Source organism: Vibrio sp. SCSIO 43132 (genome assembly GCF_019904195.1).
Lineage (GTDB): Bacteria > Pseudomonadota > Gammaproteobacteria > Enterobacterales > Vibrionaceae > Vibrio > Vibrio nigripulchritudo.
Genome location: NZ_CP063200.1, coordinates 873,460 through 895,781, shown reverse-complemented (window position 1 = coordinate 895,781; position 22,322 = coordinate 873,460). Strand labels below are relative to the sequence as shown.

Annotated in this window: 17 protein-coding genes; 1 reads left to right on the top strand and 16 read right to left on the bottom strand. The window is 45.5% G+C overall.

Annotated features, from left to right (window positions below):
• Positions 1-11: 11 nt before the first annotated feature.
• The 12 genes from tadF to INR79_RS22120 all read right to left on the bottom strand — a co-directional run bounded on the left by tadF (position 12) and on the right by INR79_RS22120 (position 11,034).
• Complete coding sequence (tadF, locus tag INR79_RS22175) at positions 12-554, bottom strand: tight adherence pilus pseudopilin TadF (protein WP_223099982.1); 543 nt, start codon at positions 552-554, stop codon at positions 12-14.
• Positions 535-1,029, bottom strand: a complete 495-nt coding sequence (locus INR79_RS22170; protein WP_223099980.1) for a TadE/TadG family type IV pilus assembly protein — start codon at positions 1,027-1,029, stop codon at positions 535-537. Before INR79_RS22170 ends, tadF begins: the two co-directional genes overlap by 20 nt.
• A complete protein-coding gene (locus tag INR79_RS22165; RefSeq protein ID WP_022561098.1) occupies positions 1,019-1,861 on the bottom strand; it encodes a tetratricopeptide repeat protein in 843 nt (280 codons plus the stop codon). The genes INR79_RS22170 and INR79_RS22165 overlap by 11 nt, the downstream gene beginning before the upstream one ends.
• On the bottom strand, positions 1,854-2,738 hold the full coding sequence (locus INR79_RS22160) for a type II secretion system F family protein (RefSeq protein WP_223099977.1): 885 nt from the start codon (positions 2,736-2,738) through the stop codon (positions 1,854-1,856). The genes INR79_RS22165 and INR79_RS22160 overlap by 8 nt, the downstream gene beginning before the upstream one ends.
• Positions 2,735-3,655: a type II secretion system F family protein gene (locus INR79_RS22155; RefSeq protein WP_223099974.1), complete on the bottom strand. Its 921-nt coding sequence runs from the start codon at positions 3,653-3,655 to the stop codon at positions 2,735-2,737. Before INR79_RS22155 ends, INR79_RS22160 begins: the two co-directional genes overlap by 4 nt.
• Positions 3,652-4,938 carry a CpaF family protein gene (locus tag INR79_RS22150; protein ID WP_410482916.1) on the bottom strand — a complete coding sequence of 429 codons (1,287 nt, stop codon included), beginning with the start codon at positions 4,936-4,938 and terminating at the stop codon, positions 3,652-3,654. The genes INR79_RS22155 and INR79_RS22150 overlap by 4 nt, the downstream gene beginning before the upstream one ends.
• Complete coding sequence (locus INR79_RS22145; RefSeq protein ID WP_126609312.1) at positions 4,938-6,167, bottom strand: CpaE family protein; 1,230 nt, start codon at positions 6,165-6,167, stop codon at positions 4,938-4,940. Before INR79_RS22145 ends, INR79_RS22150 begins: the two co-directional genes overlap by 1 nt.
• Positions 6,167-6,685, bottom strand: a complete 519-nt coding sequence (locus tag INR79_RS22140; RefSeq protein WP_126609313.1) for a hypothetical protein — start codon at positions 6,683-6,685, stop codon at positions 6,167-6,169. Before INR79_RS22140 ends, INR79_RS22145 begins: the two co-directional genes overlap by 1 nt.
• Positions 6,682-8,010 (bottom strand): type II and III secretion system protein family protein, encoded by a 1,329-nt coding sequence (locus INR79_RS22135; protein ID WP_223099972.1) that lies wholly within the window; start codon positions 8,008-8,010, stop codon positions 6,682-6,684. The genes INR79_RS22140 and INR79_RS22135 overlap by 4 nt, the downstream gene beginning before the upstream one ends.
• Before the next feature lie 12 nt (positions 8,011-8,022).
• On the bottom strand, positions 8,023-8,814 hold the full coding sequence (cpaB, locus tag INR79_RS22130) for a Flp pilus assembly protein CpaB (protein WP_223099969.1): 792 nt from the start codon (positions 8,812-8,814) through the stop codon (positions 8,023-8,025).
• 68 nt (positions 8,815-8,882) lie between these two features.
• Complete coding sequence (locus INR79_RS22125; protein WP_022561091.1) at positions 8,883-9,092, bottom strand: Flp family type IVb pilin; 210 nt, start codon at positions 9,090-9,092, stop codon at positions 8,883-8,885.
• A gap of 490 nt (positions 9,093-9,582) precedes the next feature.
• Positions 9,583-11,034: a chitinase gene (locus INR79_RS22120; RefSeq protein ID WP_223099967.1), complete on the bottom strand. Its 1,452-nt coding sequence runs from the start codon at positions 11,032-11,034 to the stop codon at positions 9,583-9,585.
• A 596-nt stretch (positions 11,035-11,630) separates the two neighbouring features.
• Here INR79_RS22120 and INR79_RS22115 point away from each other — a divergent pair.
• Positions 11,631-14,255, top strand: coding sequence for a beta-N-acetylhexosaminidase (locus tag INR79_RS22115; protein WP_262415465.1), 2,625 nt, complete (start codon positions 11,631-11,633; stop codon positions 14,253-14,255).
• 137 nt (positions 14,256-14,392) lie between these two features.
• On the opposite strand, the gene INR79_RS22110 is transcribed toward INR79_RS22115, so the two are convergent.
• From INR79_RS22110 to INR79_RS22095, 4 genes are all read right to left on the bottom strand, one after another.
• Entirely contained in the window at positions 14,393-16,972 is a 2,580-nt protein-coding gene (locus INR79_RS22110) for a polysaccharide lyase family 8 super-sandwich domain-containing protein (RefSeq protein ID WP_223099965.1), read from the bottom strand.
• A gap of 318 nt (positions 16,973-17,290) precedes the next feature.
• Positions 17,291-19,474: a 1,3-beta-galactosyl-N-acetylhexosamine phosphorylase gene (gene gnpA, locus INR79_RS22105; protein WP_223099962.1), complete on the bottom strand. Its 2,184-nt coding sequence runs from the start codon at positions 19,472-19,474 to the stop codon at positions 17,291-17,293.
• 89 nt (positions 19,475-19,563) lie between these two features.
• Positions 19,564-20,733: a glycoside hydrolase family 88 protein gene (locus INR79_RS22100; protein WP_223099960.1), complete on the bottom strand. Its 1,170-nt coding sequence runs from the start codon at positions 20,731-20,733 to the stop codon at positions 19,564-19,566.
• Positions 20,734-21,019: 286 nt separating this feature from the next.
• Positions 21,020-22,207 carry an RCC1 domain-containing protein gene (locus INR79_RS22095; RefSeq protein WP_223099958.1) on the bottom strand — a complete coding sequence of 396 codons (1,188 nt, stop codon included), beginning with the start codon at positions 22,205-22,207 and terminating at the stop codon, positions 21,020-21,022.
• Between the last annotated feature and the right edge of the window lie 115 nt (positions 22,208-22,322).

Sequence of the window (22,322 nt, the reverse complement as noted above, 5' to 3'; positions counted from 1 at the left end):
AATATTGAGATTTAACGACCCAGCATGACGGAAGACGAACTCACCGTAATAAAACTGTCGCCAATAATCGAACCAAACCAATTGTCCGTTTCGTAACATAGGGTAATGCGGTACAACGTCGCCTGACGTTCCCAAGAGGTGACGACAGACAAATGAGAGAGTTCACTAAGTGGTTGAGCGACGTTACAAACCTGCCCACCGATGGCATATCTTTTTAATGGGTTCGGTTTCTTAATACCTTTAAAAGTCAGCTCTTCTACTAACGCCCCAAATTGGTTTTCATTGAAACTTCCCATGGTGCGACTCAAAGAATTTCGACCAATAATGACAATGGCATTCGCTTCAGAACGGGTGATTTTGTAGTTGTTTCCGTATAGCTGCGTACGCTCTTTCAAGACGTTGACCAAGGAGTAAGAAAGCCTATCGAGCTTTCCTTTTGCCGATATCTTTAAAATCACATCAGCGCTAAACACCAATAACAAAGAAACAAAAGCACCAACAATGGCAAACTCCACAGAAAAGTTGCCTTTCTGTTTAAATTTTAAATTTGTCACGTTCGTATTCCTGAATAACAATGACTTCCCGACGAAACAGCGAGCTATTGTCCATAAACAACGTGAAGATTGGCGAGAATTCATAATCCAATCGATACACGGCAATGGCACTGTTGTTCTCTTTCCCGCACGTAGCCAACGGGGTATTTTTGGGGATCTTACAAGGGGTTTTATGACGCTCTAAATCACTAACGGATGCCAAATACTGAACAGACATTCGCAGCTTGGATTGGTCGATCACTTTTCCCCACACACTGCCACTGTTATTGATGACATTCTGGAAAACTTTGTCGTAGCTCTGCTCGCTCTTTTTGGATTCTCTAGCGGCTTCCGAAATGGTGATATCGGTGACAGCAGAAACAAAGGACATGTAACTCACCTCCACCCAGAACATGCACATCATCCAAAACGCCATGAAACCAAGCGCAAACTCGATAGACGCAACGCCTCGTATTCGCTTCTTGCTACCCTTCATGGCTTATTTCACTCGTCTTGATATGGCTAACGTTGGAATCAATCACCTTGGCATCGTTCACCTTGACGTCATCCGCCTTGAATTCTCCGATAGCCTTGCTGTCTTTCAGCGCACGGTAGCGCTCGAATATTTCTTGATCCGATAGCTCGCCTTTCGACATATCCTTGATGTAAGAAACGTTGCCAATCTTTGCCATGGCTAACGTTAAGTTGGCTTCTATCTGTTTGTCCGCTTTGCCTTTTAAATAGATAGGCAATAGCAGTTGCACCGCTTTTTGGTAATGACCTTCAACGATGTTTAAAACAGCCAGATTGTTCTTAATTTTGATGTCGTCGTACAAGTTGGTCCTTGCAGACGTAAAATACTGCCTTGCTTCTTCCAAATCAGAATTTGCCGCGCAAATCATGCCCAACAAGTTCTCTATTTCAGCGTTGTTAGGCTTCAACTCATAAGCTTTTAATGCCTGAGTTTTTGCTTTACGAAATTGACCAAGGGAATAGAGGCTTTTCGCTTCGATAAGAAGAGGTTCTGCATGGGCTTCTTGACCCATGTTTAGCGGCGAAACAAAGAAAAGTGCCGATTCCGGATCACCAGAATTCAGGTAAGCCAGCGCTAATTTCATGCGTGTTTGACGGTTTTCACTCTTGGAAAGTTGCGCTTTATAGTACTCCACCAATTTTTCATGGTTTCCCGACTGTATTAGCAGCGTTTCTTCTTCAATCAATGACGTTGGCTCGGGCTGGGTAGCACATCCAGATAACACGGAAATAGCCAATAGACACGCCGTTACACGGCTATGGTGGCAAACACGAGCAAAGGATTTTTTAAACATTGGACATCATCCTCATCACACCTGGTGCGGCAATCAGAATTACCACTGGCATCATAATAAATAGGATTAGGGGAACCGACATTTTGGCGGCGAGCTTGCCGATTTTCTCTTCCATAGAAAGCATGGTGACATCGCGGATATCGGCCGCTAATGTCGTGAGAACACCGTAGATAGATGTGCCGTAATGCAGGCTTTGCTTTAACGTCATGGTAAAGCTGCGCATTTCGTTGGTCGGTACTTGGTCGTACAGCTCATCGAGCGCTTTATCTAAGCCAACAATGCGTGAACGGTCATTGGTATTTTTCAGCAACTGGGCTAAGTCTTTATCGAAACCGGACATTTCTTTCGATAAGTACGTCATGGCGGCTTCAATCGTCATACCGGTTTGAACACAAACGGCCAGCAAATCAAGCAAGTAAGGGAGTTGACTCGACAATTTCCCTCTTAGCGCTTTCATTCTGGAATTGAGGTACGCATCTGGTGCGATCAAACAAAATACAACCCATACCCCTATGGCGATAAAGCCTGAATTTTGTTCCCAACCTAGATGCCTCGAAAGGAAATAAAAACCAGCAGCGCCACCAATTAATAGGGTAAATTTGGTTGGAATATAAAGGTTGGCGTATTTGAAATGATAAAAACCTGCCGCATAAAATTTGTCGGCGACATCGTTATCGCTTTTAGAAAAAAGAGATTCGACCTTGTCCAGTAGCTCTACAAATAAAGGTTTCTTTGCTAAAGGTTCGTCAATGGTCGTAAAGTGTTTCATTCGCTTGGATTTATCGAAATGGCTATATAGGGCGTAAGCAGAAAACGCCAAACCAAACACAATAAAAGAGAGAAACAGAAAAAGCTCAAGCTGAGAATTCAACATCATTTCACCGCCTTCATGAGCAACCAAACAATGGTGATCCCAATAAATTCGCTACCCAGTACGTAATAGAGAATGGGGCGCCCCTCTGGGTTGAACATGACAAACTCGTAGTTTTCAGGGTTCATGTACTTGAGCATCAAAATGAAGATAAATGGAATTGCTGCAACAATTTTGGCGGACGTTCGTGCCTCGGACGTCAGAGCAAACTTCTTCTTTTCAATTGCTCGTGCATCGAACATCAGCCGGTTGAGGCGCATAATGATGTCTTTTAATTGACCACCACGTTGCATGTTGGCACGCAAGGTAATAACGAAGAAGTAGAACGACGGATACGGGAAACGGTTACACGACTTGGCAAAAACCGTGTCTGGCGATTCTCCAAGCTGTAGCCTCTCCCCCATTACTTTGAACTCTCTGCCCACTTCCCCTTCTAAGTTCTTACCCACAAAAGAGATGGCGTGCATAATACTTTCACCCGCACTAACCGCACTGGCTAACATGTTGAGTGCGTCAGGGAAGGAATCTTCAAACTGGTTCCGCTCTCTCTTTTGTAACCAATGGAGACCAAACGCAATCCCTACCACTTCCACAACGGCAATCACAATCAATTGATTGCCTCGAACAAAGTTTTGATTGAAATACAAACCGACCAGAACCAATACGATACAAAAGCATATTGCTTTAATTTCAGGTAAGGCGCCAAGCTGCCTACGCGTTGTTTTTACATAGCGGCGGAGCTTTTCTGAGATAGATTCATTGGTTAATGAATTTAGGTTGACCGCCTGCTTATCCCCATCCATGGAAGAGACCAAAATGGTTTGGTTTAATTCTTCCAAATATGGATTGGATTTAGACGTTTGGTTACGATTGAGCAGGATAATACATACCCCACCAACCAAAAGCGCTATCCAATAGATCATGACTGTTGCCCTAGCTGAAAGGCTTCGTTCAGTTGGCTTTCTAGACCAAAAAATCGCGCCTTTTCCACCAAAACAGAACGTTGCATCAAACCAGCTGTGATGAAATTGCCTTTGATTTTCCCATCATCGGCATGTTCACCAGAGGCTTGAAAGCGAAAAATTTCTTCGAGAACAACACTGCTGCCTTCCAAACCAACAACTTCGGAAATGCTCATCACTTTACGACTTCCGTCGTGTAATCGGCTGATTTGGATAACCAAATCTACGGCACTGACAATGGTGCGCCGGATAGCTTCCAGTGGCAGGTTGTTGGTTGCCATCATCACCATGGCTTCAACACGAGCAAGGGCATCGCGTGGGGTATTGGCGTGCAACGTAGACATGGAACCGTCGTGCCCGGTATTCATCGCTTGAAGCATTTCAAACGCTTCACCACCACGACACTCACCCACGATGATTCTGTCGGGGCGCATACGTAAAGAGTTGATCACCAACCCTCGCTGATCAATCTCCCCTGTTCCTTCAATACCGGCTTTTCGTGTTTCGAGCCTAACTACGTGCGGCTGCATCATTTTAAGTTCAGCCGCATCCTCGATGGTTACGATGCGCTCTTTCTCAGAAATAAACTGAGACAGCGCATTCAGCATGGTAGTTTTACCCGACCCCGTACCACCAGAAATCAAAATGTTGAGTCGGCAACGCGAAGCAATCATCAGAAGCTTTGCCATTTCTGCGCTCATTGCCCCAAAGCCAGCAAGCTGTTCTAAGCCAATGCTCTGTTTCTTGAATTTACGAATGGAAATCGACGTCCCATCAATCGCGATAGGTGGAATAACAATATTGACTCGGCTTCCGTCTTCCAATCGCGCATCACACGTCGGGGAAGAATCGTCCACTCGGCGACCCACGCGTGACGCAATACGCTTGGCGATATTAAGCAACTGGGTTTCATCGATAAACGTGACTGGCGATTTTTCTACAAGCCCGCCTCGTTCAATAAACACGTCTTTGTGGCCATTGATCATGATGTCACTGATGGATTCGTCATCCATAAGCGTTTGCAATGGTCCTAACCCGTGCAATTCATCAACTAGGCTTTTCACAAACTCTTCGCGAACAATAGTCGCAACCGATAGGTTCTGACGTTCGATCAGTACATCTATGGCGTTCGCTAATTGTTTACTGAGTTGGCTTTTCGTTAATGTGGTCACCGCTTCGGCTTCTAACGCTTCGAAGATTTGCTCACGAATAGCGATATATATGGATCTGGATTGGTCTATCATCACGCTCTCTTCACTAGGCGTTTAAATATGCTGCTCTTTTGCGACACTACGGATTCACCCAACATCAACGACGTTAGCTTGTGAATGCTCCCACTGATTCCCAATTTGCTGTCACACAGTCGCTTGCCTTCTAGGATCAATTCGCCCGCTTTCGGTTCATAAGGGAATTCCACATCAATGGGCTGTTTAAGGAACTTCACCACATCCTGGCGGCTAACGGTGGAGGCTTTTTCAGGCATGGTGTAATTGAGAACGGTGATAAAACGCGCAGTGGAGTTCAACGTTTCCATTTTCGCCACCAACGATGCCATCGCTCTTAGGCACGAAACGGTCGGTTCTATTACCAAAACAACGATATCGCACTCGCTTGCCATGTAATCCATATCGGCTTTACTGAACGACGAGCGCGATAAATCTTCAATGATGAAATTGTTTTGATCTGAAAGCTGATCCGACAACGTTCGCGTGTACTCTTTTAGCTGGGTTTCGTTCAGCTCATCCGAATCCACAGACAACAGCGACAACATTGGGTTGACTGTTGTAGTCATGCTATGCGCGTACGATGCATCAAGGTTGGCACTCAATGCACCCAATGAAATGGAACGCTTTTTAAAACGTTTCATCCCCAATAAAATATCGAGATTGCCGCCAAAGAAACTGTGATCAACCAAGACACAGTTGCTGTCTTTTTTGGTGGTCAGTTCATAGGCCATTTCGACAGAAAGTAAGGAGGCACCTACCCCACCTTTCCCCCCAACAACAGCGACTTTCTTGGCGCTTCTGTTTTTGCCTAAACCACTATTTCGATGACGGTTGTCATTAACGTTACGAACAAAGTCGATCAATTCCGGTTTAGTCACCGGCCAAAACAGGTAATAGAACCCCATGTCTTTGAGATGTCGGATGGTTGATATCGCATCTTCACTGCCTATTACGATAACCGACGCATGGTTAGGTAATAAGTGACTGATCTGGCGCATATCTTCCGTCACATTGTCGCTGATATTAAGCTCTACAATGACGATTTCGATGGTCGATTCACGAATGTGCTTGCGTATTTCAGCGTCGGTATTTTCCAACACTGCTGGCGCGCTGATCCCTTCAAAGCGGTACGCTTCTTCCACCAAGTTTTTGCATTCTTGGGTTTGATGGAAGAGCACAGAGGTGATTTTTTCTTCCTGCTCAACGGGTGCCTTATCTGTTTTAAGCAGATCAACTAAGTCAAACATTACTGACCCTCACCGTTTTTTTGTGGTGAATTGGTCAACATTTTTTCTGGGTTTTCCATCGACTGCCAGCGAGCATTTTCGGCAAAGCAACCATACTTCACTCCACCATAAGAACCGACTTGCTCGTAATCGCAACTTTCCACTTGCGCTCTATAGACCACCGTTTTGAATTCAAAATCAAAACGCTCGCCAAACCCTGCATCGGTTTGAATGATGCGGATTTGTTCTGGCGATACGCCTTGCTTTTGAAGCTGAGCTTGCGTCTTTTGTGCCCACTTTTTGCCTTCACGCGTTCGCCAGCTGAGCTCTACGGTTTGGTTAACAATGACGTCCCAATGCTCTTTTACAAATTCATCCAGCTTCTTTTGCGCACTCTTTCTCTTGTTTTTTTCAATGTTCAGCGCAATGGAGTACGTTACTGGAACAACATGAATATCGGAGCCTGAGCGTTCAATTGCTTTGTCTGCACAACCGCTTAAAAAAAGAAAGATTGCTGCGACTAATCCTAGATTTCTCATTGCTTAAAGCCTCCGGTAGCCAGAATTTCATTTGCCCATGTTTCGCTCGCCTTTTGGTACTCTTTGTCTAACGCAAAGAAGCGAGATAAGGTGCTGGATTTCTTCATGGTTGGAAGCTGAACTTGAGATGGGTGAATCGGCTTCACTAAATTCACAGTCGCCACAATGATCAGCTCGGTTTTGTTGCGTTTGGTGTCGGATTTTCTAAACAGCGAGCCCAACACAGGAATGTCGCCGATGTAAGGAATTTTTCTCAGCGATTCAATATCTTCTGTGCTCAATAAGCCACCAAGAACAAAACTTTGACCGTCGCCAAGCTCTACCGTAGTTCTTGCTCGGCGAGTTTTTAACGCAGGTAGGTTGTACATATCGTTTGAGTATTGGGTATCGAGTGAACTCACTTCCGGCATAAGGGACAATTTGATTTTCTCGTCACGCAGTACTTTTGCCATCAGCTCCAAACGAATACCAAATTCTTTAAAACGAACTTCGGTGGTGCCATCACGCACCAAAACGATAGGTAACTCACCACCGACTAGAAAGCTGGCGCTTTCACCTGAAATAACAGAAAGGTTGGGTTCCGCTAGAATCTGCCCGACGGTGTCATCACCACTGGCGCTGATGATAGAAACGATATCATCCGCACTGAAATTCTTGATCATGTCGGCAAAGTTGCCCGCGGTATGCCCTAGGCTGCCGTATTCAACACCAAACTTTTCTAAAAACGAGTGCGATACTTCGGCAATGGAAAGCTTAACGTTGACCTGCTTAGTTGAGGCGACTTCAATGTTGTTTACGATGCCTTCAAAATGACGGCGTTTCATAAACTCCATTTCGTATTGGTTGTCACCTAAGTCCCACTCTAGCTGATAGTCTTCGGACTTTTTGCCCATCAACTCGCCAACCAATATGTTGATCTCGTCTTTTTCTTGTTCGGTCGCTACCACACCACTCAGCACAACTTGCTTACCTAGGTTATAAATGGTGACTTCCGCGTGAGGGTATTTAAGCTGAACTTGTTGCTGAATGTGCACCAAGCTTTTGTTGACGACTAGATTACGGCTAGCGATGGTTTTGCCCGTTTCATCAAACACAAGCAAAGAGCTCGACCCAAGGGACTTGCCAAATACCACTACCTTGTGTTTATCGATAACTTGATAATCCGCCACTTTAGGGTTTGAAATGAAGACTGATGTGATTTCTTGTTCAGTAGATAAGCTTCTGGCTTCACCTTCAGCGAGGTTCCAGATACGGGCAGCTTGTCCGGGAAATGAGGCAAGCAAAGCCACAAAGATAAGCGCGAAGCGCTTAAGCATAGAAAGCATTGAGGTATTCCCTTATTTAATGGCAGATTCGCCAGCGCGGAATTCGGTGATAGAGCGAAAGTCTGCGAGTACGTCACCCGCATCGGCTTGAAGATCTTCTGGTGCGTATTGCCCAATAGATTTATGCACTTCAAGTTCTGAAATTCTTTTGGCAACCGTCAGTTTGGCAACCTGCTTGCGTGTTAGCTCTAAGATAACGCTGACTTTTTGTATATCGGAGTTGTCCATGTCGCCAGATTGAGTAGAAATCGGATTTTTGATTTGTAATGCCTTAACCCCAATTAACACCGGAGTTATAGACATGGTTCTGCGAAGTGAGTTGTTCGATGCCAATTCACTGTCTGGGAGTGACAAAGCAACGACATCAATCATGCTTCCATGTGAGATCACTCCACCAATTACGTCGGAAGGCGACACTTCAATCGCATAAGGCACACGATTCGCTGCAATGACATAGTGGATGTAACCATCATCTTCTGGATTAATGATGTCGGCGTTATACAACATTTGATTGGCTGGCATGGAAGAGCGGAAAACCGACCCAATCACATTGTCTAGCTCCACATCTTCAGACACCCCATATTCGAGTGCTTCTGATTCAGGGATGTAGCGGATTTTAAGGAGGTCCTGCTTAACAAAATCACCTTTGCTTACCGAAGACTTGAGCACCCACGTTTTCACTTTTGCTTCTTCGACCTTTGCGACTTCGGTCGTTTCGTCACTTTGACTTAAACTTCCGGCTAAACCATAAAGACCAAACAGGATCAAAAGAAGCGCTATAGCAATGATAATTTTGTTTTTCAAACTGGACCTTCAATTTTAGAAAACCTAACTAGACCAAAGTAATAGCTACTTTGGTCATGAATTTAATGCTATTTACTAACGTTGGTAATGTTACTTGTAATCTTTGTCATAGCAGCATCGAGAGCGGCTTTTAAAGGTCCAGAATCCTTAAACACAGTAAATACAACACCTGAAATCGCAACAGCAATAATTGCATATTCAATCGCAGTTACACCGCGCTCGTCTTTTTTAAAGTTTTCAAATGCAAGTTGAGCGTTAACAAATAATTTAGTCAGCATATTCTTATACCTTTTTAAATGAGCATCAATAAGATTATTGATGAATTGATTACTTGAAGTTCATTTTATTGACGCTGAGGATTTATTCAACGCATCTCACAATTTTAAATGTAAGAACTCAAAAAACATGCTTACATTGGGACGAAAAAAACAAATAAAATAATAAAAATCATATACTTAAAATAAAATCAGCACTTACATAATTATTAACGCACATTTGACAAAATATTGACGATCTTTATTTCAGAGTTTAATAAGGGAAGGACGCGGAGGCTATAATTTATATTTTTAACATTTGAAAATAAAATTAACGAATAAGAACAAGAGTATGTAAGCTTTAATTTAAAGCAACCATTAGATTCCTTCAGAAATCAAATGATAAATTTAAACATTAAAGGGAATTTGTTTAGAGCCAAAAATTCTTTGAATAAATAATAACCAAGGAAGTTCTTCTATATTGGAAAAACTCCCTTGGTTTAGCTTCATTAAATTACTGACCGTCTGGAATCACTTGTCCATTCGCATCAGTCGCTCTTACGTTAAAGTGTTTTTCAACACAGTTTTCATAGTCACCTTGGAACCATGCGCTGTACGCGGTTTGGTAGCCGACTAACTTACACTCAAAGCTGTGGTTGTCAGGTGTGTTTGCATCCCAGCCCCACTCTTTGTCCCAGTAAATCATCATTGCGCCAGCACCATCGGTGTTGAACGCTTTCATGTCGGCACAATCGAGTTTTTCACCAGTAATGTCTAAACCAAGCGTTGCTGTGATTTGCTTGTAATACTTAATGCGGTTTGCAGCCTGAGGCGTTGTTGTACCTTTTCCACATTCGTATGCACCATTAATGATCTGGATTGTAGAGCCGAAGCCATGCTCAATGCCCTGTGCTTTATCCGCTGCGTTCGGCTGCCAGGTGCCATCAATCACGTGAAGCATACTTGGCTTAGGTGGTTGAGGGTAAACGTAGAAAAATACGGCGGAAGCCAAGTTTAACCAAGTATCGGCAACCAAAGCCGGATCGTTCAGCAAGACAGATTTATCGCCGAACATTGCTTCCGAGAACGGACCGTAGTTGTAGTTCCAACTTAACTGTTTTGCACCACGACCAAAGTAACTCTTCTGGGGTGCACATGGCCAACGTTCACCTTGCCAGCCAGTACAGGCATTGTATGTGCCGTTGTAAACATCTTCCGACTTGTAACGCTCACGCAGGAAGTACAAACCTTGACGCCATTCAGGGTTACCTTTCGCACCATCCCAACCCGGAGCGTGTGCCCCAGTTTCCTGAACAAAGTGTGCAAACATTGTTGCAAGTGAACGTTTACAGATTTCGTCAGAATTTCTGCCATCGGTATAAGTTCGGCAGAATGCAGGGAATTTAGCAATGCCTTTCAGGAAGTTAACGTAAGTGTATTTTTCGTTTCGAATTGGGAACAGGAAGTCCCACATCGCTTCATCTACGATAGACTCCACTCGCTGTACGTTAACTGGGTTTGCAGAACGTAAAGGCAGTACAGCTTCAACAGATGCGTTGTCCAGAGTCTGAATATCAGCGCGGACAAGATCAAACAGTGGCGTGCTGGTCAATGCAGTTTCACGAGCCGTCAGTTCTGATCGTGGCATTAGGTATCCGCCATTGCCGTCACGAATCACTGTTTTACCACCTGGATCAGGTTTCGGTGGATCAATTGGGTCTACCGGTGGCTTTGGTGGCGTTGTTCCATCACACGGAACTTCAGCCCAAAACCAGGTACTGGTTCCCGGAGAATCCCACGCTCCCGGGCTATTTTGCGCTTCGTAGCACAGCCCATTGAACAGAACCACATCGCCATTATTTACCACCGTTTTGCCTGGTTCCCAAGGCGTCGGAGCCGCTGTTGCTGCCATCACTGCTGTAGAAACGGATAACGCTAGTGTTAGCGATCCAATTAGACGTTTCATCGTATTTCCTTCTATCAAATAATCCGAAAATAAGCGTAGAGGCTAGCGATGAATTCGATGTCATAGGAATGAAGTGTTTTTATAGTTTGCGAGCTAATTCATTAAATGAACTTTATTGCATAAAAATTAACATGCTGAACTGTGACTCTGAGTCCGTATTTTTTCCCAGAAGCATTGCCGATTTTTGTATTTTAACGTTTTCTGTTGATTTTATTTTTACGGAATTAAAACCCCTATAAATCTTTAATAATTCAATATAAAAACTTTCCGTAATATGAATATTTAATGAAAGATAAATATTAGTGACATTAAAATCATTAAAATAAAAAAATTGTTTTAAATCAATTTAATAACCTAATGTTATTAATATCAGTTACAAGTTTCATTCCTTTATTTGCTGTATGGCATATTTTTAAAAATTTTATTTCGCAACGCGAATTAATCGATTGAAAAGCTCCTGATAATTTAACTAAATAGGAAGGAGAAATGAGCTTGAATTGACAGGTTCATCAATACTATCAGGTAGATTCTGGTGGCAGAATCACGTCGTAACCTGACATAGCTTTAACGCGTATAAAAACATAAAGGATTGAGTTTTGAAATTTAAAGTAACTGCTTTGACTATGGCTCTAGCCCTTGCTAGTTCTGGCGTTCACGCTCAGACACAACAAGATCTTAAAGCCACTGCTGATTCATTAAACGTATCCACTTCTCTGGTTGTAAACCAACCTACTGACTCAAAAGCAGAGTGTCCTTGGGGACTTTGCTACCGAGCTGAAATTACAATTACTAACACAAGTGATAAAGCGGTAAATAAAGATTGGGATCTATATTTCCCAAGCATTCACCGTGTTCTTGATACTCGTGGTGATTTATTTACTATCACTCATATTGACGGTGACTTACACCGTGTATCGCCAACTGCGAAATTTAACGGCTTGCAACCTGGCGAGTCCGTCACTGTAGAATACGATGCAGAATACTGGCAGATCGTAAATAGCGACTTCATGCCTAACTACTATATTTCTGCTGATGGTCTGAAAGGCGAATTAATTAAAAACACTGCGGTGAAAGAAGCAGACACAGGTTTTGAAGACCTGTCTGGTTTCCTAACGCCAATTAGCAACGACCCAGCTGATACCGATCAGTGGCGTCGTACTGCTGACGACAAAACAAACGTCGCGACAGCAGGCTCTCGTTTCGAGAAAAACTCTGACGTTGCAGACCTTGGTCAGGCAGCAGTTTCTGCGCAAATCGTTCCTACTCCGGTAGAGCTAACTATCCAGACTGGTACAATCGACATTGCTGCAGGTCTTAACATCAAACCAGTAAACAATGCACTTCGTGCAGATCAGGTAGAAGCGGTTAACGCTCGTCTGGCTCAACTTGGTGTTGCAACAAATGCAGGCGTTGAAGTGAAAGCCATCAGCAATGCAGGACATCAGGCATTTGTTGGTCGTGAAGTTAAAGGCGCTTACACTCTGAAAGTTGACGCTACTGGCGTAACTGTTGTTGGTCGCGACAACGAAGGTGTATTCAACGGTCTTCAGTCACTTGCCTCACTGGTTACTGTCGGCAGCAGCGAGCTTCCAAAAGTAACCGTTGATTACGATGCACCACGTTTCGATTACCGTGGCATGCACATGGACGTTTCTCGTAACTTCCAGACTAAGGAACAAGTACTTAAGTTCCTTGATCAGATGGCTGCTTACAAGATGAACAAATTCCACTTCCACCTAGCGGATGATGAAGGCTGGCGTCTTGAAATTCCTGGTCTTCCAGAGCTAACGGATATCGGTGCTAAGCGTTGTCACGACCTGGATGAAACAACTTGTCTTCTGCCTCAGCTAGGTTCTGGTCCTGATGCTGCGGCTGAAAAGCAGTACTACTCGGTTGCTGATTACGCGGAAATTCTAGCTTACGCTAACGCGCGTAACATTCAGGTTATTCCTTCTATGGACATGCCTGGTCACTCCAAAGCAGCGGTTGTTGCAATGGAAGCACGTTACAAGACATACGCAGCTCAAGGTGATTTGGCGAAAGCGGAAGAGTTCCTGTTAACGGATCCAAACGACACAACTAAGTACTTCTCTGTTCAGAACTACACCAACAACACTATCAACCCATGTATGGAGTCTAGCTTCAAGTTCATGGACAAAGTGATTGGTGAGATTGTTGCTCAGCACAACAATGCTGGACAGCCTTTGACTGACTACCACATCGGTGCTGATGAAACAGCAGGTGCGTGGGTTGAGTCTCCAATCTGTCAGCAAATGTTTGCTGTTGAGTGGAATGGCATCAACAATGTTGAAGACTTAGGTCCTTACTTCATTCAGCGCATCAGCTGGATCCTAGAGAAATACAGCCTGACTCTTGCTGCATGGAACGATGGTCTGAAACACGGCGAATACATCAACCCATACACACTAGCGGGTGATAAGACTTCTGCTTACGCTTGGAGCACTCTGTTCTGGGGCGGCGCAAACGAAACGCACACTATCGCTAACACAGGTTACGAAGTGGTGGTTTCTGCACCAGATACGACTTACTTCGACTTCCCTTACGAAGTTGATCCAGCGGAGCCAGGATACTACTGGGGTTCTCGTGAAACCGATACTCGTGAAGTATTTGGTTTCATGCCTGAAAACTTGCCAGCAAACTCTGAAACTCTGACTGACCGTATGGGTGCACCAATGACCTACGCTGCGGCGGATGGCGTTGCACTGAACAAGAAGTTCAAAGGTATTCAGGGTCACCTATGGTCTGAGACCATCCGTACAGCTCGCCAGCAAGACTTCATGGCGTTCCCACGTCTGCTTGCAATGGCTGAGCGTGCATGGTCTAAGGCTTCTTGGGAGCTAGATTACGATTCAACGATTACGTTCAAAACTAACGTTGATGGCTACGTAGGTACTTCTCACGTTGACACAGCAACTCGTGACGCAGAGTGGGAAGTGTTTGCTAACACCCTAGGTTACAAAGAGTTCGCGAAACTTGACCAGGCTGGCGTTTACTACCGTCTACCTGTTCCAGGTGCGAAAATCGAAGGTGGCAAACTGGTTGCTAACTCTGCATTCCCTGGTGTGACGATTCAGTACTCAACTGACGGCACAACATGGCAGAACTACGATGCAACAAATCAACCTGCCGCTTCAGTTGGCGTTAAAGTACGTACTGTTGCTGCTAACGGACGTGTTGGTCGCTCTATCGATGTGAAATAATCGAGCATAACTGCTCAATGATTAAGCCCCTCAGTGAAAGCTGAGGGGCTTTCTTTATATGGGTCGCTCTCAAAACTAAAAAGGCTCCCCTGAGGGAGCCTTGTTTTCATCAATTTGATGTTGGAACACGATAAGTACTAAGGCGTTAAAACCAGTTGCGCACCCTGCCCACTCTCTTTGCTGGAAAAGCCGACATCAGATTTGCCACTTGCGGTGCCTCGGTTCTCTAACACCAGACTGACGATACCTTTGTGTATCAGGTCAGACACATCCACTTCAACCCATTTACCCGCATCGGAAGGCTGAATCGTTATCCCTGCCCCAAACGTCGAAACTGCTGGTAGCGTCGCCCAGGTAACGCCGTTTTCCTGCCAGTTACCGTTATTCAGCTTAGAAACGGTGATAGTCCGGCTGGAATCCGTGTTCACACTTTTGATGTTAAGACGTAAAACCGCTCGGGTAGAAGCTGTCACATCCTGCGCTGTCAGATCAAAATTCAACGCCGTTTTACGACTGTAGTTTAATCCGTCTTTTTTGACGACAAGATAGCTATTGTTACCGTAGCTTTTGTCCTGATACATACCGTCGCGAACAAAGGCGTCAGCAAGCACTGGTACGGTAACCGGTCGAACAACCACAGGGGCATTAAAGTCTACCATCACACCCTTTCCAAGTTGGTTTGGGTTTCCAAAGGTGTAAACCGTCGTATTCTTACTTTGACCACCTTTATTGTATGTAATTTCGACACCTGTTCCGACTCCCGGAGTCGACAGCGTTATCTGCTCTGTCGAAGCCGACTCATCCACCAAAACCACACTCGGTTTATTCACGGTAACCGTTGCACCACTGGTGAGATCAATCGTTCCCGCCTGATGGAACACAATTCCCGTGATACCTAACCCGGCATGACGAACCGCCTGTAGCTTATCCGTATTTCTAAGTACGGTTACTGGAAGGTTGGCAGCATATTGCTGAGTCTGAGATGCCGTTTTGTTTGGCGCGATGATGTACTGGTAAGTCGCATTGGTGGGCTGCCAACTGTGACCCATGCGAAGCATAAACACATCATCGGTGATAACTTTGTTTTCCTGCCCAGTATTGATGGTATGCCAGTTACCTGACTTGGTTTCATTATCCATGTGACCGTACCAACGATCTGGGAAAACATAGCCAATGTTATCGTGATGAACCCAGCCAGCTTCCACCAGCTCTCGGCTTCCCTTAGGATAAACATTGCCATCCACCGTGACAGGTCCTCTCAGGCGAGTCTGGTTAATCGTCGTACTTACGTATTTTTCATGTGTGGATGAAATGCCCGCACCAAGAGCAACAAGTTCGTCGTTAAAGCTAAACCACGCTTTTTTCGCCTGAGTGTTCTTGACGTTCATATCCATCACGGCAACACCATACTTGCCATTGGATACACCACCAACAAAGGTCGTTTGTTGCTCGATCTGTCCCCAGTCCGCAGGTTTAGGCGCAATATGTGGTGCAGTTACCCCCGGCACTAACGTCCAGTCCCACACAGGGAACAGGTTATGGTATTCATCGCCCGTTTGCATGATCATTGTGCTACCAAAACCAAGCCAGTAACCCAGCAGGTTCTCACCGTTGCCCGCTTCTGTCGGCTCAATACGGGCGGAGTTCATCTTGATACCAATGAAGTGCTCAGGACCCACTTTTGTCGCGTAGTCTGAACGCCAGAATGATTTAAAACCATTAAGCCCAGAAGGACCACCATTAACATGCTGTTTAAACGCATTTGCTTCGCCAGCACGCTGTGGGCTAAGCCCTGCAATGTAATCAGACTGACTGGTCAAAACGGCTGGATTCAGAGTCATTTTTCGGCTGATACCACGCCCACTGGCATTATAATCCAGTGTACCTTTGCTGTTTGACCAGCGAACGCCTTCTAAGAAGTAATCTGTCAGTACATCTACACTTTGAGGGCTAAATTTCCAGGATAAATCCCGAACCTGATACGCCCAGAAAGAGGCTGCCTTAAAGAAGACTTCACCATAACCACGGGTATAAAGCTGCGGACCATGTTGCTGGAATGAGAAGTCGGCCTGAATACCTTCATCACTGGTGATCACGATGGTTTCTTCAATGCCATCAAGCCCTCGTCCTACCTGGGCTGTATCTTTATTCAACAATCCTCCCCAGATCACCCCTTTGGAAAGGTCGGTACGGTTGGCTCCGGTTTTACTCGGGCTGGATGGCATATCCCCTGCTATTTGTGTGACCAGACTGGAGGGCAGTCTATCACCCAACATCATGGCAATGGGTCCGAGACGAAGCTGCCTGCCAATATCGTTCCACCACCAGTTATCGTTCACCGGGTTAATGGAATACCAGTGGTTAAGACCATTCACAACGGCGTCGTAGGCACCGGGATTCAAATTCAGTTTAACGCCAGCCGCCAGAACTTTTAAACGATCAAGGTGATCCCGAATCGGTTTTTCCTCAGTTGCCATCTTATCGTAGGCAATGTCAGGCCAGCTTCCATCGGCGTTCTGGCTGGCAATGTGCTGGCTCACCAAATCTGCCAGGCTTTGCCCTTTGCTTTGAGCAGACGAAGCTTCCTGATTCGCATAATTTGGGGCAATACGTTGTTTTAATGTTGAAATGTCATCGGCAAAAACCAGCTGACTTGCCAGTAAAACTGGTGCGATTAAGGCGGTCTTAATGTACTTGGAGGCGAGTGTATTTATCATAATGCTTCCTTATTTGTAGGGTACATTGGTTCTGGAACAAGCAGCGGCTCTAAGCCCCTTAGTTCCAGCGCGAGAAGTTAACTTTTTATAAGTTATTGGTATTTTCTCCTGTTAATACAAATATCAGGAGTCATTTTAACCCTATCAAACAAAATATAGAAACACCATTTCAAAATATAAAGAATGGAATTTCGATCTTGATTGATGTGTTTTTTGTGATGCAATACGTCTCAGGAGTGAGATGGAAAAATGAGAGGTAAATCTATGAAAAAGAGGAAAGAAAGCGCCAGCCGATAAAACGACTGGCGATCGGGTTATTTAGGAAAACCAACGCCATTCATAGGCATCCAGTTCAATCACGCGTAGATTACCAAGGTGATCCGTTACTTCCAGCGATTGAGGTTCCGCACTGAAATTGACTGCGGTCGCCTTACCCGTTTCAGGGAAGTAAGCACAGTCGATATCAGGATGAGAAGACAGCCACTGATGTTCAGTTCCGTCATTCTTACCTAGCCATACCAGAATATTCTGAAGCAATCGGGCGTTGTCCATTGAAAACGGCAGATTGCCAAGATAGACCGCTCGCCCTTCACCGTATTCGCGAGCCGTCAGAGCCAAATGTTGCCCCTGCGCTGCTATCACGCTCAGATCTTCCGCCTGAGGATACACATAACTCGGGTTGCCGAAATCCACACTGCCATTCAGATGCTTAGCCAGGAAGTGCTCTCGGTCTAATTTTACCGGCATTGCCACACGCCCCATGGTCAACGCGGTTTCTTTCTCAAGCCCGAATACATCACCAAGCTGGAAGTAACGACCATTTTTCTGGAATGCTGACGGGTCACTGACACCTAGAAGGCCACCACCCTGCGCAACGAATTTTCTTAACGCAACCAGTACCTGAGGGTTATCCCAATGTTCACCACCACTCCAGGCAGAATTGGCATCACCGGTATTGATCACCACTTTAATGTCGTCGCTAATACCATTTTCTGCGATGTCTTCAAAGCTGATAAATTCGATATCAAATGGCAGACCAGACAGGCATTCAAGCAAGTTGTTTCCAACGAACTCCATCACATCCGGGCGCGGCGGAACGTAGAAACGTTGGTCACGAGCCTGATTTTGAAGCCAGCTACGCGCTTTACCCCATGCACTCAGCACGGCAATTTTCCCCGGCAGTTTCTGAGATTCAGTACGTTGCGTATTGTCCAGATAATCACCAAACTGAGCGGAAATTTCGGTCACATGATCGATGAAGTGAGGAAACTTGTTCGCCAGCGACAGATAACCACCGTAGCCAATTCTGTCTAACGGTTTTTGAAGCATGGCACGACGGATCTTGGTCCAGTTAGACATAGACTCGACAACAGGATCGTTTCCTTCGCGGAAGACATCTGGGAAGAAGTACGGATAGAATCGGGCTTCGCGAACCTGATCGCCGCCAGAGTCTGTAAGACGACGCAGTGCCACTCCATCTTCAACCGCTCCGATGTTAATATCCAGACCAATTTGCTGATAGCTTTCTAAGAAAGGTTCTGTACCTATCCAGTGGTCGCCCTGAAACATGGCTGTCTTTTTGCCAGCTTGATGCGCCATATCGACCAGCTCTTTGGCAAACCCGACCACAAATTCCTGAACGAAGGTCATCCAGTCTTTGTAGCGCTTAGAAGGAACTTTGTAAGTACCGTTGTAGTAACCCGCATCGACGAAATCTTCCGGGCTTAAGGCGTAACCAAAGCGTTCTTCAAAGTCTTTCAACGCACGAGGGCTGACCGTTTCCCCATAACCTGTCCAGTCACGGTAAATGTCCTGATTCTTTTCGCCTGTATCGATAACAAACAAGAAAGCGAACGTAGTAAACCGAACTACTGTGGTGTCTGGGTGCGTTTCTAGCCAGTGAGCAAAATGCTTCAGCAGATGAGCACGGCACTCTGGGTGGTAAGGGTCGAGGCTCTTAATTCTTGGGCCTTTCCAGTCGTTTGTCAGGGCGTTATACATGGACACGCTGTCCCAGACCTGACGAGCGAGAAACGTGACCGCGTACTCGTGATAGGGCGTTACCTGCTCCACTTTTACCTGTTGTGTTTCCACATCAAAATGCCAGTGACTGGCAGGAATAACTTCATTGGTAGTGCGATTTCGAACTTCCCACCACTCTTTAGGATCGCTGTCGTCGTCCAGCTCATATTTATCTTTGCTGTAACCATTTAGCGGCGTAATCACCACTTCTTCAGACATCGCAGTCACAGGGAAAGACATCAAATATTTTCTGTGCAGGTATTCAGGATGCTGATTGGCGTAATCCTGATCGGCTCTGACCAGACACATCACTGAGTAAATGTCGCTGTCCTGTTTGGCTAAAGACTCTGGCATGGTTGTGCCATCACTGTCGCGCAACGCATCCGCCTGCCAACGCTGAAAGAGATCGAGAACCACGTCTTCCTGACCTGCTTCAACAGGCAGGGTCATATGACCTTTACGAGAGGCATGGGTTGTCATAATAAACTCCAAAATTGAGGATACAGGTTCTTCCAGAACCCGATAAAAACTTGAGATAAAGCGGGCAGCCACCCGCTTTGTTTATTGAATTACCAGAAGAATTTCTCGTATCCGTTGGCACGCATCAAGGCTTCCAAATAGTAGTAGTCGCCATAAGGCAACATGTTGTCGCACAGACCGACTTTCACAAAAGATGCCCCATGAGCCAACAAACCAAGCGCATTTTCATCGCCAGTTAAATCACAGGAATCCATCAGCCCTTGCAGCATGTACAGACCCCAGTTTCGGTATTGCTTGGCTTCTGACGCGTCTTCAATACACTGAGCAATCAACAGTAAACCTGCCGCGGTGATCGCGCCTGCGGAGCTGTCTTTGTACTGAATCTCGTCGGCTGGTAAAGAGTAATCCCAGACTGGTACGCCATCAGGTGTGATTTGTTCCAGTGCGTACTTCGCCAGCTTCTTGGCAAGCTCTAAAAACGCCACTTCACCAGTGTAAAGATATGTTTGTGCAAAGCCATGAATTGCCCACGACTGACCACGAGCCCAGCATGAATCATCAGCATAGCCCTGGAATGTTTCACCTTTAATGGGTTCTTGAGTCACTGGATGGAAATTGAACGAGTGGTAAGTAGAGAAATCGTCACGAACAATGTGTTTAGCCAGAGTCTCGCTGTGTCGCTTCGCTGCCTGAGCATACACAGGTGACCCTGTCACCTTGGAAGCCCAGAATAACAACGCGGTATTTTGCAGAGAATCGATAATAGACTTACCCTGAGTAATTTCTGGACCCAGTGGATGCGTGTCATTCCACGCCACAATGTAGCCACCAATCTTTCTGAAACGGTGAATAAGGTGGTCTGCGGCGCGAATCGCCATCATTTTCGATTCTTCATCACCCGTCAGTTTGTAATCCGCCACACAGCTCAAGCTGTATTGAAAGCCAAGATCGTGATCCAGCCAGAATGGGTCCAGAAGCATGTCGGCAAAGTAAGATTTACGCAGTTTTGCACTGTTTTTAAACTGCTCTTGCGCCGTCATCTGGTAACAAAGCCAAAGCTCACCTGTCCAGAAAGAAGATACCCAGTCGAACTGATCGCAGTACTGCCAATGGTTCTTTTCCGTACCGATTTTAGGGTTTCGCTCACCAATCTTAGGAATGTTTCTTTTGATGGCGTCTACCACGACAGGTAGATGATTCAACACACGCTGCTCATCAAGTGTTGCAGGCAGCTCTGGCAAAATAACGTTGTCAGTCATGAAGTTACTACTCTCTTATCTTTCACTTTACACAGCATCAAGTGGCGGTGTTTTTGATAAATCGAATAGTACTTGAGATCTGGGAAAGAAAAATGCAGCCCGCTCACATTTTTAAAACAACGTTTCAATATTTAAATTTAAAATGAATGGTAAACAATCAAAAGCAATGAATTGTGGTCTGTTGACGTATTGTTTTCGGGCGATTCAGGATAGGGAAAGAGGATAGCCGCTATCTGTTTAGAAAAGAAAAAGGTCACCGTTATTTGGCGACCTTTGTTTACCTGACTTACTTGGCGTCAAAAACCACTCGGAGCGGATCATAATTAGCAAAAGGTGCATCCTCGACGCCGATCTGACCAAACGAGTTCAGACCGAATGTCCAGAATGCTTCGCTACCATCTTCTTCCTGCGTAATTGCGATAGTGTGCCCCAATCCATTAACCGCCTTTTTAACGGGTTGTGTGAAGAATTCCACTTTGGTCGGCACATTGGTGTCCGACGGACCTGTACCTAAACTACCAAGCAGGTCTTGCCCCCAGGAGTAAAGATCGCGCTGTTTTGATACAGCTAATGTGAAATTACCCGAAGCAGAAATCGACCTCATCTTTACGCCATTGGTTTTTACCGGAGTTGGGGTGTGCGTATCTTCGTCGCTGCCTATTCCCAGTTGACCCGAGTAATTCTGCCCCCATGCCATAATACTGCCGTCATAAAATAAAGCAGCAGCGTGGTCTTTGCCCGCAGCCGCCGCTTTTACGCGTTTGTTTATGCCACTCACCACTTCTGGTGCATGACGAAATTCCAGTACATCAGGGTCGACGCCTAGCTGTCCGTTGTCATTACTTCCCCACGACAGGAGTTTACCTCTTCGCGTAACGGCTAAGCTGAATGAACCGCCACCTTCGACATCCACAATGTCTTTTAGCTCAGGGACACGAGTCGGTGTCAGCACATTGTTTGTGGCGGGGGTGTTTGCGTCGGTTTCAAAGCCTAACTGACCAGCAGCATTGTTACCCCAAGCCCAGACATACCCACGTTTGGAGACGGCAAGCGCATGTCTCTGCCCTGCCCCAATGTCGGTGATGAAGACTCGATCAAGCGCTTCAACCTTGGTCGGTTTCATGACTTTATCATTGGTTCCGTTGCCGATCTGACCTTCTCGATTGGTGCCCCATACCCATACGTCTCCGGCGCTATCAAGCAACAATGTGAAATTCAGATTCGCTTTGATATCAATAACACCAACGCGCCTCGGCAGTGGCAAATCAATGGCGGTGGGCAGATCAACCGTTCGGCTAGTCTCACCGTTTCCAGCCTGATTACTGGTGTTTCGCCCCCATGTATAAAGCGTTCCATCCTTGTACGCAATGGTGTGTGCACCGCCCGCAGCGATGTCACTCTCGTAGCAACCCGACAAACCTAAAGCGGCGACCAGCGTCCCAATTAGTTTTATACTTCCCTTACTTAAACTCATCGTATTTCCTTCACTGATTAGTATGCTCGGAAATACCATAATTGATATTGATTATCATTAGCAATTACCAAAAGTGATAATGCAAGTAATTCAGTTCCCTTTCGAGATATTCAAA